The sequence below is a fragment of the Flavobacterium sp. T50_26 genome, assembly GCF_057652995.1.
The window spans coordinates 51384-67974 of the sequence record NZ_JBYFCC010000021.1 but is presented as its reverse complement, the minus strand read 5'-3'; the positions used below and the strand labels follow the sequence as shown (position 1 = coordinate 67974).

Genomic DNA, 16591 nt, shown 5'->3' with positions numbered 1-16591 from the left:
AATCAATTAATAGTAAACGCTTTATTTTTTTTATATCGAAAGTATATATTCGACAAGTCCTTTTTCATGCGGTAAATCCATTTTTTTGCGTAATCTATATCGTTTTATTTCTACACTTCGAACAGAAATATTTAGCAGAGGAGCAATTTCTTTTGAAGAAAGATTCAGCCTTAAAAAAGCACAAAGCCTCAAATCATTTGGTGTTAAGCTTTGGTGAGCAATTTTAATTTTCTTTAAAAAGTCTTTGTCGGCATTGTTAAAAGCATCTACAAAAACATTCCAACTATCTTCCTCATTAATGTTTTTGTTAATGTTGGTTATTACTGATTTTATGCTTTTGTTCTGCAATGGTTCGGTTGTGTTCTTTAAATCCTCTTTAATCATTGAAAGCAATTCATTTTTCTTTATTAGATTCATTGTAGAGGCAGCCAACTCTCTATTCTTACTTTCAAAGTCATGTTCTAATTGTTGATTTTTTATACGCATTAATTCCTGTTCTGTTTCAAGTTCTTTAATTTCTAACAGGCGATTATTTTCTTCAATTAGTTTTTCTTGTTGTTTTAAATAATGATTTTGATATGCTTTATTTATAAAAAAAGCCAAAACAACCAACAATAAAATATAAATAATTAAAGCAAGATTAGTAGAATACCATGGTTTTAAAATTGTAAAACTATATTTTTCAGAATTTTCACTGATAGAATTTCCAATTTTTGACCTTACAACAAAAGTATATTTTCCGGGTCGAAGATTTTTAAAATTCACAGATGATTTTGAACTCCATTCGCTCCATTCATTTTGAAATCCTTCCAATTTGTATTGAAATTCGGCGATTATATATTTATTATACTTAGGAACTGTGTAGGAAAATGTGATATTGTTGTTGTTAGAATCAAAACTTCCACTTTCATTAATAGATTCAAAAGTTAATGTCTCATTGTGTTTGTTGGTTGCAATGGTTGTAATATGAAGGTGATTATTGTTAAACATCAAATCATCTATATTGATTGTATAATAACCGTCTGTTGTGCCAACCAAGTATAACGATTCAGAAAGTTGAGAAATATTTTCATAACCCAACATTGAATTGGTGAGCGATGAAGGGATTGGAATCACATTGTGTTTTAATGTTGTACTCAATTTTCCATAAGAAAAATAATTGATGTAATTTTTAGAAAAAAACCAAAGACGATTTGATTTATCGGTCATTAATTTTCCTGAGAGGTACTCGTCTTTTTCAAAAACAGCACTTAATTTTTTACTTTTCTCAAATTTCTTACTCTTATTGTTAAATGCAAAAATGCCATCTTTTGAAGCGTAATATATTGTTTTATTAAAGTTTGCTATACTAGCATTTTTTCCTTTTTTAGGATTTTCATGAGTTTCAAAAAGTGTAACTTTTGAATAATTGGGGTCGGTTTTTATTCTAAAAATTCCTTTGTATTCATGACTAATTATAATTTCATCGGAACCGGATAGTTCAAAATATTTCGACGAATAGTCAAAGCCTTTAATTTTATTTTTAAACTGCCATGTATTATTTATTTTTTCCAAAACAGAAATTCCATAATAATTTCCTTGTAAAAGTAAATTTTTATTAAACGGACTTGGTTCAAATTTCCAAGTTCCGGATCCGTTAAAAATAGATTTTGCAGATTGATTTTCAATTAAAAATGTTCCTGAATCGTGGCCACAAAATAACGTGTTTTCATGAGAGAAAAGCGACCAAACTTGACCTTTTGTTCCCGAAACAAATTTAAAAGTATCGTATCCGTCTTTGTTTTTATAAAATAATCCTTGATTGGTTCCAACATACAAATTATCATTGTGTAATATGGAGGCGTAAACGGTTCCTAAAATTCCTGTATCGTCATAAAAACTTCGTATTGGCGAAGTTAAGTTAACACAATTGATGCCATTATCCAATCCAATCCAGATATTTTTATCAGCATCTTCAAACAAAGAAAGAGCAGTATTGTTACTAATTCCTTTGTTTTGTGTAATGTGATAAAGCGTTTTTCCTTCAGAATTAATAATAAAAATTCCATTAGAAACAGTTCCAATTAAATAACTGTCGTCTGAATATTTTTGAGCACAATAAACACTGCTGTTGTTTAGTTCAGCATCAGAATCGGTTATCCATTTAGATAGTTTATTTTCTTTAAATTCATAAAAACCATCATATTGCGTTAACAAAAGCAGTGCATTATTTCGCTTGTAAATGGAAACAATTTTGTTGTTAATAAAGAAAGGATCTTTTGAAATTAGTTTACTTACACCATTTTCTATTTCATAAAAACCATCTTTAACCGTTTGAAAATAAATTGACTTTGCTACGGAATAGGCTTTAAAAATACCGGATTCGGGTTTAATAGATTTGAACGTCTGATTTTTTGTATCATAAATAAAAATTTGATTCAATGACTGAAAAATAACCCAATGATCAAATTGCAAAATGTTCCAAAACTGTTCATCATCCAGAATTTTTGCTTTTACTTTTTCACTTAACGAAGTATATTTTAATAATCCATTTGGTTTTCGTTCCCAATACCCAAATTCCATGTAGCAACCACTGTAAATTCTGTTTTCAATAACTTTGACCGATCGAATGATTGTCTCGTTTGGTGAAGGATAAAGTTGCCATTCTGAACCGTTAAATTCTAGCAAACCATCATTATTGGCAAAATACATGATGTTTTGTTTGTTTTGCGTCATCATCCAGTTTTGATTACCGGCTTTGTAGGTACTTGGTGGATATTTAATAATGGGTGGCAATTCTTGTGAAAGACCTATAAAAGCTATAGAAAAAATATAGCACTTTAAAATCCAATTAAGCATGAACAGTTGGCTCTTTTTTAAATCAAAAAATTGGTGAAGCATAAGGAAATTAGTCGTTTGAAAGCATAAAAATACAACTTTCTACCATTAAAATTAAATAAAATTATTTTCTTGTGTGACTTTTGTCACATTTATTCATTATTCAAAGAACTATGTTTGTTGGATAAAACTCTTTAATAATGAAAACATCACTTAAAATACAAAATCTAAAATGTCATGGTTGTGCTAACACAATTACTAAAAAACTAAATGTGTTAGCTAATATCTCAAAAGTAGAAGTTAATAATGAAAAACAAACAGTTTCATTTGAATATGAAAATGAATCAGATTTAATAGAAGTAAAATCTACACTCCATAATTTAGGCTACCCAGAGGAAGGTGAAACGAATTCATTGGGTGAAAAAGCAAAATCGTATGTGAGTTGTGCAATTGGAAGAATAAGTTAGACTTTGTTATTTATCAAAACACTTTTTACAATAAAAAATTGAGCAGCTAAATACGTACTCATTATCAAAAATGAACTCATTGGTACTGGTGCATAGAATTTATTGATGGCTAAAATGCTATCAGAAATAACAAATAATACAGCACCAATTAACACCAAAAGATTGGCTGGTTTTTTCCACTCAAAATAGGATTTGATACTCATTAAAAGCATTGTGGAAATCACAAATGCATAAATGGTAACAGGAATTTTCATTTCGTTTAACGATGACCATAATACACTTAAAATTCCTAAAAGATAAATTATTACAATCGGACTAAATCGCAAATAAATTTTGGTTCTATTAATTTTATTTTGGTTTTGAAATAAGAAAATGTAAACCAAATGAGCGATTAAAAAAGCTACTAATCCAGAAATAAAAAAGAGCGGATGTTTATCTGAAAACAGTAATAAAACATCGCCAATCCATGAAAAGAATAGGGCAAAAAGTAGTGTTTTTTGTGTTGAAAATTTATCTGAAATAGCAACAATACTAATTAAAAACGGAATTAATAGTGGCTTTAACCACCAAGCCATATCTTCTTTTCCTGATAGTAGTAGAAGTAAGTATAAAAAACAAATTACAATAAAACTACGAGTAAATCTTTCTATTTTCATTATGAATTGATTGGTTTTGATGCATTTTTAAAACCTGTAAATTCATACGTAGAAAAGTAATAGGAAAACCCGAAGGAAGCTAAAAAATAAAATCCAAGAGCATAATTACTAAACAGAATAACTGAATTTAATCCAAACCAATCACCGTAAAAAAACACAATTCCAAAACCAAAAAGCAATCGATATAATTCAAAAAAGTAAGCATTTGGATTCGTATCCATCAATTCAGTGAGACTATAAATTGTGATAAAAATGAACAAACCATACACAAAAATGTTTGGCAAACCAATTGTTCCAATATTTGCAAACAAATAACTTACAAATCCCAAGGTCATGAAAAGTTGAAAAATTGAATAATAGGTTAAAAATTTTGAATGTTTTGGATTGTATTTTTCAAAAGCATACACATCTTCAATTTTGTGAACCGGGTATTTTTCTTCAAAGCCTTCCGGTCTCCAACCGGTTGGTTTAAACCAGATTGTAAATTTATCTTTCCAATTTTCAGTACGCCAAGCATCTTGAATCAACAACCACAAATGCTGAAAATTAATTTTTATCGGATTCCAAGTTTGAGCAGGTCTTGTTATACCATAAACAGCCGGAACTTCGTTTAGTTCTTCTTGAAAAGTGCCAAACAATTTATCCCAAAAAATAAAAATTTGTCCGTGATTTTTGTCTAAATATTCTTTGTTAATCGCATGATGAACTCGATGGTGCGAAGGTGTAACTATAATTTTTTCTAAAAAACCCATTTTGCCAATATGTTTGGTATGATACCAAAATTGCAAAAACAAATGCAACGGAAGAGCAATTGCAATAACTGTTGCCGGAACGCCTAAAAATGCAGCCGGAATTAATAAAAAAGTAAATAAATTTACGAAAGAAGAAATGGATTGTCGCAAAGCACAACTTAAATTAAACTCTTCACTGCTGTGATGAATGGCATGTTTATTCCAAAAAATATTGATTTGATGCGACCAGCGATGCGTCCAATAACCATAAAAATCAATGACAAAAAAGGCAATTAGGTAAGTTAGAATTGTGTTTTCAATCGTAAAAATCGCGACTTTTGAAACCATCCAATCATAGGTCAAAATCGAAATGCTAATTCCTAACACATCTTTTGTAGCATTGGTAATTCCGGAACTCAAACTCGAAACGGTATCCATTAACGGAGCCGTGTCGTTTCCTCTAAAATAGCCATAGGCTTTTTCAATTACAATGAGTAACAGAAATGCCGGCATGGCGATAATGAGTATTTTTCCGTATTGTTCCAACTGTTTTTATATAATTTCGGCACTCAAACCAGCTTCCAACAACTGTGTACATTGCGGTTTTAGCTCATCAAAATCTCCGGTTTTTACAGTGCATTTTCCTTTGTAGTGAACCAAAATCGCACATTGTTCGGCTTGTTCGCTGGTGTGACTGCAAACACGAATTAACGTGTCAATCACGTGATCAAATGTGTTGACATCATCATTAAAAAGCACAATTTCGTTGTTAATCCCAACGGCTTCTTCGACTAAAACTTCTTCTTGAATTTTTTCTATCGTACTCATTTTTTTTATTTTAAAAGATTTTTAGATTGTTGGATTTTTAGATTTTTCGAAGAATCAGACAATCTAAAAATCTGACAGTCTGACAATCTAAAAATCCAACAATCTAAAAATCCAACTATCTCAACTGATATTTCAAACTCACCCAATTATTCCGTTCAATCGTTTTTTCCAATTTCAAGCCTAATTTTTGGCAACATTCATCAATGGCAGGAATATCTTCGGTGTAAAATCCACTCAAAAATAATAAACCATTTTGATTTAAGCAATTAACGTAGCGATTCATATCATTCAAAAGAATATTTCGGTTGATATTTGCAATAATTACATCATATTTTTGATCCACCAATAATGAAGCATCTCCTTCATAAACGGTAATATGCTTGCAATTATTTCGTTCTGCATTTTCAATTGAATTCAAATAACACCAATTATCAATGTCAATCGCATCAATTGGTTTGGCACCTTTCATTTCGGCTAAAATGGCTAAAATGGCAGTTCCGCAGCCCATATCCAACGTTTTTTTACCAACCAAATCGGTTTCCAATAAATGTTGAATAACCATATGTGTCGTTTCATGGTGACCGGTTCCGAAACTCATTTTTGGCTCGATAATAATATCATATTCTGCATCGGTTTTTGGATGAAACGGTGCTCGAACATAACACGTTCGATCAACATCTATTGCATCAAAATTTTTCTCCCATTCTTCGTTCCAATTCACTTGTTCAATTTCTTCTACATGAAAAGAAATAGTGAATTCAGGAGAAGTTAAAATGAAAATATCATCCAAAATATCCTCTGACCAAAGGTTTTTTTGAACAAAAGCTGTTACACCGAATTCGGTTTCAATAAAACTTTCAAAAGGTTTTTCGCCCAATTCGGCCACTAAAATTTCGCAACCTAATTCTTTCGGTTCAACCGTAAAATGATATCCTAAATATATATTTGACATTTTGTTTTTTTTGCAAAGGTAACAATCCCACTACAATAGTTTTACATTACAAAAATTAAATTACTTTTGCCGAGCAAACACAACTACCACAAATGAAAACAAAATTTCTACTTTTATTTTTGTTACTATCTTCATTTTCAATTGCTCAAGATATTAAATTTAGTACAAAAGACAACGATTTAAAATTAGCAACATTACCTTATTATAATTATGGAAGAGGTTTGGGGCTGACTTCACCAGACAGTATTTTTCAATTGAACATCCGTTTTAGAATGCAAAACAGATTGACTTATTTAAACAATGAAGATCAAGAGGATGCCTATGACGGACAAATTCGTAGATTGCGATTGCGTTTTGATGGTTATGTAGGAAATCCAAAATTTTTGTACGCCATTCAATTGTCCTTTGCTCCAGGTGATGTGGGAGAAATTGAAGAAGGCGAAAACATCAATATTATTCGTGATGCGGTTATGTTTTATCGACCAAATAAACATTGGAGTTTTGCTTTCGGACAAACTAAATTACCGGGAAATCGTCAACGTGTCAATTCCTCAGGAGCTTTGCAATTAACCGATCGTTCTATCAATAATTCTCGTTTTAACATTGACCGTGATTTCGGATTTCAGACTTATTTTTTGAATGAAAAAAAGGATAAATTCTCATACAATTTAAAATCTGCCATCAGTACTGGAAATGGTCGAAATGTTACCAAAAGTCCAGATGACGGATTTGCGTTAACCGGAAGAGTGGAACTTTTTCCTCTAGGAGCTTTTTCCAAAGATGGTACAAATTTTGAAGGCGATATTGCTCGTGAACAAAAACCTAAATTGTTACTTTCAGGAACGTTTCATAGAAATGTAAAAGCCCGTCAAACACAGGGTCAATTGGGGTCTGATTTATTTCAGAAGAAAACAATGGAATCAATTTTAGTTGATGCTATGTTGAAATATAATGGTTGGTCTTTGATGAGTTCCTATATGAATCGAACTGCCAAAAATCCGCTAGCCTTCAATCCCGAAGATATAACTGATTTTAATTATGTTTATGTTGGTGAAGGTTTTGATTATCAACTGAGTTATATTTTTTCAACAAATTATGAAGTAATCGGACGATTTTCAACACAAAAGGTTAACGAAGATATTCAAAGTTTTACTCCACATACAAAACAATACAGTATAGGTGTGACAAAATATTTATGGGAACACGCTTTTAAATTACAATCAGAAATTACCTTAGATGATTTGACTTATTTTGACGGAAGTAGTAAAACCAACTGGTACATTCGCTTTCAAGTTGAAATAGGAATTTAAAGACTAGTTAACTTATACTCAACACATTTTAATTAATTAAAATTTAACTTGGAAACTGTTTTTCACTTTCCTAGAATATAGCTATTTTTGCCCATGCAACACAACGTACTTATTTTAGATTTTGGTTCGCAATACACACAACTTATTGCGAGAAGAGTTCGAGAATTAAACATATTCTGCGAAATTTTTCCTTATAACAAAGTTCCCGAAGATTTGTCAAGCTTTAAAGCTACAATTCTTTCCGGTAGTCCTTTTTCTGTTCGAGCAGATGATGCTCCTCATCCCGATTTATCACAAATTAGAGGCAAAATGCCTTTGCTTGCTGTTTGTTATGGTGCTCAATATTTGGCTCATTTTGATGGTGGCGAAGTAGCTCCATCCAACACACGCGAGTACGGAAGAGCCAATTTGAGTTTTGTTGACGACCACGATCCGTTTTTTGAAGAAGTGGCTCTCAATAGTCAAGTATGGATGAGTCATAGCGATACCATCAAAAAACTACCAACAAATGGTGTAAAATTAGCCAGTACAAAGGATGTTGATAATGCCGCTTATCGTATTGAAGGTGAAAAAACCTATGCTATTCAATTTCATCCGGAAGTATATCATTCAACAGATGGAAAACAAATGTTGGAAAACTTTTTAGTTCGAATTGCTGAAGTTCCTCAGAACTTTACACCCAATGCTTTTGTGGATGAAATTGTAGCCGAATTACAAGAAAAAATCAAAGGAGATAAAGTTGTTTTAGGACTTTCAGGTGGAGTAGATTCTACCGTAGCAGCTGTTTTATTAAACAAAGCTATTGGCGAAAATCTGTATTGTATTTTTGTAAATAATGGTTTATTGCGTAAAAATGAATTCCAAAATGTATTAGATCAATACAAAGGAATGGGTTTGAATGTGAAAGGTGTTGATGCCGCTGATCGATTTTTAGATCAATTAGCCGGAATCGAAGAACCGGAAGCCAAACGAAAGGCCATCGGACGAGTTTTTATCGAAGTTTTTGATGACGAAGCTCACCGAATTGAAGATGTGAAATGGTTGGCTCAAGGAACAATTTATCCTGATGTAATAGAATCTATTTCTGTTAAAGGACCATCTGCAACCATAAAATCGCATCATAACGTAGGAGGTTTACCTGATTTTATGAAGCTAAAAATCGTTGAACCATTGCGAATGTTGTTTAAAGATGAAGTGCGTAGAGTAGGAGCATCCCTCGGAATTGACCCCGAATTATTGGGAAGACATCCGTTTCCGGGACCGGGATTATCCATCAGAATTTTAGGAGATATAACAAAAGAAAAAGTTCGTATATTGCAAGAAGTTGATGCTATCTTTATCGAAGGTCTAAAATCACACGGACTTTATGATCAAGTATGGCAAGCGGGTGCCATTTTACTTCCGGTGAATAGCGTAGGAGTAATGGGCGATGAGCGTACCTACGAAAAAGTAGTGGCGTTACGAGCCGTGGAATCTACTGATGGAATGACCGCAGATTGGGTTCATTTACCGTATGATTTTTTGATGAAAATCTCCAATGAAATCATCAATAAGGTAAAAGGAGTGAATCGTGTTGTATATGATATCAGTTCTAAACCGCCGGCAACGATTGAGTGGGAATAATTTATAAGATTAATAAAGATGAAGAAGTTTTTGTTTGGAGCAATGATATTGCTAAGCCCCCAAATCACTTTTTCACAAACCGTAGTGAAACCCGGAATGGATGCTGTGAAACACACAGTAGCTTCGGGTGAAACTGTTTTAGATATTTCAAAAAAATATGTAGTTGATCCGGCCGAAATTTACAGAGCTAATCGATTTGCTATTGATGGTGTAAAAGAAGGAATGGTGTTGGAGTTTTATGCTCCTCAAAAGTCACCCATAATTGATATTCCGAATGAAAAATATACCACTAAAACAGATTCAAAAGAACCGGAAATAAAGCTTAAGAAGACGGTTGAAGAGCCAAAAGAAGCTCAAAAATCAGAAGCTAAAGTTACAAAAGTTACCAATCGATTGGATCACAAAGTAAAAGCTGGTGAAACACTTTATGGTTTATCAAAATTGTATAATGTTTCGGTTGATGAATTAAAAAATGCAAATACTATTTTGATGAATAATAATTTGCAAGCCGGACAAACATTAAAAATTCCGGATGGCACAATTGTTGGTAATAACAAAAATGATAATGTTGTTCAACAAAAAAAAGAAGTTCGAACAGCAACTATTAAACCAAATGCCGGAGAAATTTTTAAACATAAAGTTGCTCCACATGAAACGTTATACGGATTATCAAAAAAATATAATGTTTCCATTGACGCTATTTTGAGTCAGAATGAAAGAGTTTTAAAAAATGGATTACAAGCCGGACAAGTATTAACAATTAAAGCCAATTAACTGCGTTTAAAATGTATCAACCTACAAGAATGAAATTAGTATTTAAAACGGTAATTATCTTTTTAAGTGTCACCAATTTTTTGATGGCTCAGCCTTCTAATTATAAAAAGCACACAGTTGCCAAAGGAGAAACGATTACTCAAATTGCCCAAAAATATAAAGTTACTCCGTACGATATTTATCGGTTGAATCCCGATGCTCAAAATGGAATTCAGGAAAATGTAACTTTACTTATTCCTACTTCAGCTGTTAACAAAGAGCTAAACGGAAATTCAAAAACTCATGAAGTTCAGCCTAAAGAAACACTTTTCGGAATTGCAAAACAATATAATACTTCGGTTGAAGAATTAGAACGTTTAAATCCTGAAGTTAAAATGGAAGGCCTAAAAATAGGACAAACCATTCAAATTAACGGAAAAAAACAAGAAGCTAAACAAGAAGTAATTTCAAACGGGCAAGCAGTTTATCATGAAGTTCAGCCCAAAGAAACAATGTATGGCATTTCCAAACAACATAATATTACGGTTGAAGAATTAGAATTATTGAATCCTGAAGCGAAATCAGGTTTAACAATAGGACAAAAATTAATCATTAAAAAGGGGAAATCAGTTGAAACTACCACTTCAACTCCTGCAAAGAAAATTGAAGTTCCAAAAAACGGAAAGTACTTAACTTATGAAGTAAAACCAAAAGAAACTTTATTTGGATTATCTAAAACATTTCGTTTAAGTCAAGATGAGTTAATTGCTTTGAATCCGGAATTAAAAGAAGGTGTAAAAGATGGAATGACGATAAAAGTTCCTGCAAATGTGTCATTAAACACGGGAAATGTTCGAGAAGTAAAAGATTTGAGCAAATCGATTTCTGTTAAAGACAAAAAAGAGATTGTGCTTTTACTGCCTTTTAATATTTCTAATATCGAAAGTGATACCACATTATCCACTCAAGCTAGGTTAAAACGTGATGGATTTTTAAACATGACGTTGGATTTTTACTCAGGTGCTTTAATGGCAATTGATTCGGCTAAGCGATTAGGACTTAATTTTAACGTGAAAATATTTGATTCTCAAGAAACGAAAAGTTCTTCCAACGTGCTTCCAATCATTCGAAATAACAATGTTGATAAAGCTCATGCTGTTATAGGACCATTTTATCCTCAATATGTTGAAAAAGCTACAGAGCTTCTAAATCCACACAATGTTCCAGTTATTTCACCCTTACGAGAAACGTCAAAATCCTATAGCAATTTGTATCAATCGATGCCATCCGGTGATTTCGTGAAAAATGTGATGTTTGATTACATTCGTTCTAAAGAAGGTAATATGATTGCCTTGATTGACAGAAAAAAAGGATCTACTAAACAATTTATTGAAGAAAATCATAAAGACATTTTTATTGCTCCTCTAGGTGAAAAAGGCGGTGTTATTGGTGATAGTATTACCCCAAAACTTTCTAAGAATAAAGTAAATTATTTTATTTTAGAAACTGCATCAACCGGAATGATTTTTAATGCTTTAAATCAATGTAATAACGCAAAAAGTGCTGGTTATAGAACAGAATTAGTAGTTTTAGATATTAATCCAACCTTTGAAACAGATGAGGTTTTTCCTAGAATTTTAAGACAAAATATTATTTTTCCTTCGTTGGCTAAATTTCAAGACACCTCAGAATCATTAGGTTTTGCAACTAGTTACAAAAAGAAAAATAACGTTTATCCAAATCAATATGCTATTCGCGGTTTTGATTTAGTTTTTGATACGATGTTACGACTTTCGCAAGATGAAGATTTCGAAACTACCATCCAAAATACTGCAAGCGAGGGTATTGAAAACAAATTTGATTACGAGAAAAAATTAGCTTCAGGTTATTCAAACAAAGGTGTTTATATTATGCGTTATGATGAGGATTTAATAGCTAAACCAGTAGAATAATGACTTCAAAAGTAACATATATTGGCGAATTAAGAACCACTTCGGTTCATGTGCAATCCGGTACAGAAATTTTGTCAGATGCACCAAAAGATAATCACGGAAAAGGAGAAGCTTTTTCTCCCACAGATTTAGTTGCCAATTCATTAGCCACTTGTATGATTTCTATTATGGGAATAAAATCAAGGGATTTGAATGTAGATTTAACAGGCTCAACTGTAGAAGTTACTAAAATTATGCAATCCGAACCTCGAAAAATAGCTAAAATTATCACTGTTTTAAATATGAATCTTGAAGCAGACGATAAAACCAAAACTATACTAGAAAGAGCTGCCATGACTTGTCCTGTGATGTTGAGCTTGCATCCGGATATTGAAAAGGAAGTGATTTTTAATTGGAAATAGCTATCTGTTTTCTGTTATCCGTTATCGGTTGTAAGACAATGAACAACAGAAAACAAACGACGGACAACAGACAACCGACAACTGTCAATGGATCAACAAAAACAACTCATCAAATTAGCACATACCAAAATGCCTTTCGGTAAATATGAAGGTCGCTATTTGATTGATCTTCCTGAATATTACGTGGTTTGGTATCATAGCAAAGGTTTTCCAAAAGGAGAACTTGGTCAACAGCTTCAATTGATTTATGAACTTAAATTAAACGGTTTAGAACATTTAATTCGAACCATAAAAATCAAATTTCCAAAGCCTTAACGATTGAATTGCAATGAATTGTTTTTAAATTCAATTATTACATCATAATCTCAATATTTCATTTTTACATTGACTAATTAAATCGTACTTTTGCACCGTTTTGCATTAAAGTATATTCTATTAATTCATCACACACAACTACAACAACAAACAACAACACAATGAATCAGACAAAGTATATTTTTGTTACCGGCGGCGTAACTTCTTCCTTAGGAAAAGGAATTATTGCGGCTTCGTTAGCAAAATTATTGCAAGCCAGAGGTTATCGAACAACCATTCAAAAATTCGACCCGTACATCAACGTCGATCCGGGAACATTAAATCCCTATGAACACGGAGAATGTTATGTAACTGATGATGGTGCAGAAACCGATTTGGATTTAGGTCATTACGAACGATTTTTAAACGTACCTACTTCGCAAGCTAATAACGTAACCACCGGAAGAGTCTATCTTTCTGTGATTGAAAAGGAACGAAGAGGAGAATTTTTAGGTAAAACGGTGCAAGTTGTACCACATATTACCAACGAGATTAAAGAAAGAATGCAATTGCTGGGTAATTCAGGTAATTTTGACATCGTGATTACCGAAATTGGTGGAACTGTTGGTGATATTGAATCGCTACCTTACATCGAGTCTGTTCGTCAATTGTTATGGGAATTGGGTGAAGAAAACGCAATTGTCATTCATTTAACGTTGATTCCGTATTTGGCTGCAGCGGGTGAGTTAAAAACAAAACCAACTCAGCATTCCGTTAAAACATTGATGGAAAGCGGAATTCAAGCGGATATTTTGGTTTGTAGAACAGAACATGAATTATCAGATGAATTACGTCAGAAATTGGCTTTGTTTTGTAATGTAAAACGTGAAGCGGTCATTCAATCAATTGATGCATCAACGATTTATGATGTTCCGAATTTAATGTTGGAAGAAGGTTTAGATAAAGTCGCTCTTAAAAAGTTGAATTTACCCGAAAAAACCACTCCGGATTTGAAACAATGGAATGAGTTTTTGTTCAAATTGAAAAATCCAAAACATACTGTAAACATTGGTTTGGTAGGAAAATATGTTGAATTGCAAGATTCGTATAAATCAATTTTAGAAGCGTTTATTCACGCCGGTGCTGCTAACGAAACGAAAGTAAACATTGTAAGTGTGCATTCAGAATATATTGATAAATCGAATGTAGCAGAAAAAATTGGTGATTTCGACGGAATTTTAGTCGCACCAGGTTTTGGAGAAAGAGGAATTGAAGGAAAAATTGAAGCCGTTCGTTACGTTCGAGAAAATAATATTCCGTTTTTCGGAATTTGTTTAGGAATGCAAATGGCTGTAATTGAATATGCTCGAACAGTTTTAGGTTTTGAAGATGCCAATTCAACCGAAATGAATTCGCAAACATCACACGCCGTAATTGATTTGATGGAAGAACAAAAAACAATTACAGACAAAGGCGGAACCATGCGTTTGGGAAGTTGGAAATGTGATCTTCAAGAAGGAAGTTTGGCTCATCAAATATATGGAAAATCTCAAATTGAAGAACGTCATCGTCATCGTTTTGAATTTAATGGTCAGTTTAAAGATCAATTAGAAAAAGCAGGTTTAAAAGCAAGCGGAATTAACCCAGATACCGGTTTGGTTGAAATTATCGAAGTAGATAACCATCCGTTTTTTATCGGAGTTCAATACCATCCGGAATATAAAAGTACAGTAGCCAATCCGCATCCAATTTTTGTTGGGTTTGTAAAAGCTGCTGTTGAACATAAATCCGTTTCAGCCTAAATTTGAAACGTAAATAAGTAATAAGTAAGTAAATGGAAGAAAAAAAATTAGACTTAAACTCGATTATCGGATTCGGATTAATTTTCGTGATTCTGATTTGGGTCATGTACAACAGTCAACAAAACGAAGCAAAGGAAAAAGCTAAACAAGCTCAACAAGAACAAGTTGATGCAAATGCAAAACCATCTCCAGCCAAAGTTACTACAACAGAAACAAAAGCGGTCGCACCGGTTTCAGATTCAGTTCAGGTAGCTCAATTGCAAAGTAGTTTGGGATCTTTTGCTTATTCTGCTTCACTTCCATCTGCAACGGAAGCTTTTACAACCATCGAAAATGAAGTGGTTCGATTAAAAATAGCCAACAAAGGAGGTTATATCGTTGAAGCCGAAATGAAAGAATTTGAGCAATTCCGAAAAGGTTCAGGCAAAAAAGTTCATTTGATTAAGGATGGTAACGCCGATTTCAATATCGAATTAAAAACCAATGATAACCGTACCTTAAATACAAAAGATTTATTTTTTGAACCAACGTTAAGCAAAGAAGGTAAAAATCAGGTTGTTTCTTTAAAACTAAAAGCTGGTTCAAACCAGTATTTAGAATACCGTTATGTATTGAAACCAAACGAATATATGCTTGATTTTGCTATTCGTTCACAAGGTTTAAATACAGTTTTAAACTCCTCTAATCCGGTAAATTTAGATTGGAAAATCAAAACATATCGAAATGAGAAAAGTGTAAGCTATGAAAATCGCTACACCGAATTAATTTTTGAATATGAAGACGGTAAAGATGACTATTTAGGTCAAGGAGAATCTAAATCTGATGATCCGGTTGATGTCACGTATATTGCTTTTAAACAACACTTTTTTACATCTGTTTTATTAACCGATACTGCTTTTGAAAAAGCAATGGTTGTCTCAGAAAACTTAGTAAAAGATGAAGAAAAAGACACCTTATTCACTAAACAATTTAAAGCTACTGTTCCATTAGCTTTTAAGAATGGTGAAATTAATTATGATATGAATTGGTACTACGGTCCGGCGGATTATCATATTTTGAACAAGTATGATAAAAATCTTGACGAAATTGTTCCGCTTGGTTGGGGAATGTTCGGGTGGATAAACCGCTATATTTTTATCCCAACTTTCGACTTATTAATTGGGTTTTTACCATATGGAATAGCCATTATAATATTAACTATTTTGGTAAGAATTGTTATGTCACCGGTAACTTATAAATCCTACTTGTCACAAGCCAAAATGAAGGTTTTGCGTCCGGAAATTCAGGAATTAGGGACTAAATTTGCCAAAGACCCAATGAAAAAGCAACAAGAAACCATGAAATTGTATTCCAAAGCAGGAGTGAACCCCATGGCAGGTTGTCTTCCAGCTTTAATGCAGATTCCCGTGTTTTATGCGTTGTTTAGTTTCTTCCCATCAGCAATTGATTTAAGACAAAAAAGTTTCCTTTGGGCAGATGATTTATCGTCATTTGATTCGGTTATTAATTTGCCATTCTACATTCCTTTTTATGGAAACCATGTGAGTTTATTTCCAATTTTGGCTTCTATCGCTATTTTCTTCTATATGAAAATGACAACCGGAGACCAAGCTATGAGTGCTCCGCCACAAGAAGGTATGCCGGATATGGGTAAAATCATGAAGATTATGATTTATATTTCTCCGTTAATGATGTTGTTCTTCTTTAATAATTTTGCTTCCGGATTGAGTTTATATTATTTCATATCAAATGCCATCACAATCGGAATCATGCTGGTAATTAAGAATTATATTATTGATGAAAAGAAAATTCACGCTCAAATTCAAGAGAATAAAACGAAACCAAAAACCATGAATCGTTTCCAACGCAAAATGCAGGAAATGATGGAAGAGGCTGAAAAGCAAAAGAATTTAAAAAAATAAAACATAAAAAAGCTCCGAGATTTTCGGAGCTTTTTTTATATATAGAATGATTTAATTATATTTGATTGATTGTAGCTATTTTA

General features: G+C 32.6%; 14 protein-coding genes. 9 read left to right on the top strand and 5 right to left on the bottom strand.

The features are described from left to right. Window positions 1-30: 30 nt before the first annotated feature. Window positions 31-2838 (bottom strand): helix-turn-helix and ligand-binding sensor domain-containing protein, encoded by a 2808-nt coding sequence (locus AC23MC_RS12865; protein ID WP_487568757.1) that lies wholly within the window; start codon window positions 2836-2838, stop codon window positions 31-33. 179 nt (window positions 2839-3017) lie between these two features. Between AC23MC_RS12865 and AC23MC_RS12860 the strand changes: the two genes are divergently transcribed. Continuing rightward, complete coding sequence (locus AC23MC_RS12860) at window positions 3018-3284, top strand: heavy-metal-associated domain-containing protein (protein ID WP_487568756.1); 267 nt, start codon at window positions 3018-3020, stop codon at window positions 3282-3284. On the opposite strand, the gene AC23MC_RS12855 is transcribed toward AC23MC_RS12860, so the two are convergent. The 4 genes from AC23MC_RS12855 to prmA form a co-directional block, all read right to left on the bottom strand. Next, on the bottom strand, window positions 3281-3940 hold the full coding sequence (locus AC23MC_RS12855) for a lysoplasmalogenase (RefSeq protein WP_487568755.1): 660 nt from the start codon (window positions 3938-3940) through the stop codon (window positions 3281-3283). The genes AC23MC_RS12860 and AC23MC_RS12855 overlap by 4 nt on opposite strands. Then, on the bottom strand, window positions 3940-5217 hold the full coding sequence (locus tag AC23MC_RS12850; RefSeq protein WP_487568754.1) for a sterol desaturase family protein: 1278 nt from the start codon (window positions 5215-5217) through the stop codon (window positions 3940-3942). The genes AC23MC_RS12855 and AC23MC_RS12850 overlap by 1 nt, the downstream gene beginning before the upstream one ends. A 6-nt stretch (window positions 5218-5223) precedes the next feature. Further along, entirely contained in the window at window positions 5224-5499 is a 276-nt protein-coding gene (locus tag AC23MC_RS12845; RefSeq protein WP_112085378.1) for an ATP-dependent Clp protease adaptor ClpS, read from the bottom strand. Between the two features lie 115 nt (window positions 5500-5614). Next, window positions 5615-6451 (bottom strand): 50S ribosomal protein L11 methyltransferase, encoded by an 837-nt coding sequence (prmA, locus tag AC23MC_RS12840; RefSeq protein WP_487568753.1) that lies wholly within the window; start codon window positions 6449-6451, stop codon window positions 5615-5617. A 92-nt stretch (window positions 6452-6543) separates the two neighbouring features. Between prmA and AC23MC_RS12835 the strand changes: the two genes are divergently transcribed. From AC23MC_RS12835 to yidC, 8 genes are all read left to right on the top strand, one after another. Beyond that, window positions 6544-7761: a porin gene (locus AC23MC_RS12835; protein WP_487568752.1), complete on the top strand. Its 1218-nt coding sequence runs from the start codon at window positions 6544-6546 to the stop codon at window positions 7759-7761. A gap of 93 nt (window positions 7762-7854) precedes the next feature. Continuing rightward, window positions 7855-9384 (top strand): glutamine-hydrolyzing GMP synthase, encoded by a 1530-nt coding sequence (gene guaA / locus AC23MC_RS12830; protein WP_487568751.1) that lies wholly within the window; start codon window positions 7855-7857, stop codon window positions 9382-9384. Between the two features lie 18 nt (window positions 9385-9402). After that, window positions 9403-10158 (top strand): LysM peptidoglycan-binding domain-containing protein, encoded by a 756-nt coding sequence (locus AC23MC_RS12825; RefSeq protein ID WP_487568750.1) that lies wholly within the window; start codon window positions 9403-9405, stop codon window positions 10156-10158. Window positions 10159-10187: 29 nt separating this feature from the next. Further along, window positions 10188-12089: a LysM peptidoglycan-binding domain-containing protein gene (locus AC23MC_RS12820; RefSeq protein ID WP_487568749.1), complete on the top strand. Its 1902-nt coding sequence runs from the start codon at window positions 10188-10190 to the stop codon at window positions 12087-12089. Beyond that, window positions 12089-12490 (top strand): OsmC family protein, encoded by a 402-nt coding sequence (locus AC23MC_RS12815; protein ID WP_487568748.1) that lies wholly within the window; start codon window positions 12089-12091, stop codon window positions 12488-12490. Before AC23MC_RS12820 ends, AC23MC_RS12815 begins: the two co-directional genes overlap by 1 nt. An 87-nt stretch (window positions 12491-12577) precedes the next feature. Continuing rightward, complete coding sequence (locus AC23MC_RS12810; protein WP_487568747.1) at window positions 12578-12805, top strand: DUF3820 family protein; 228 nt, start codon at window positions 12578-12580, stop codon at window positions 12803-12805. A 161-nt stretch (window positions 12806-12966) separates the two neighbouring features. Next, window positions 12967-14586: a CTP synthase gene (pyrG, locus tag AC23MC_RS12805; protein WP_487568746.1), complete on the top strand. Its 1620-nt coding sequence runs from the start codon at window positions 12967-12969 to the stop codon at window positions 14584-14586. 32 nt (window positions 14587-14618) lie between these two features. After that, window positions 14619-16508 (top strand): membrane protein insertase YidC, encoded by a 1890-nt coding sequence (yidC, locus tag AC23MC_RS12800; protein WP_487568745.1) that lies wholly within the window; start codon window positions 14619-14621, stop codon window positions 16506-16508. The last annotated feature ends 83 nt before the right edge of the window (window positions 16509-16591 follow it).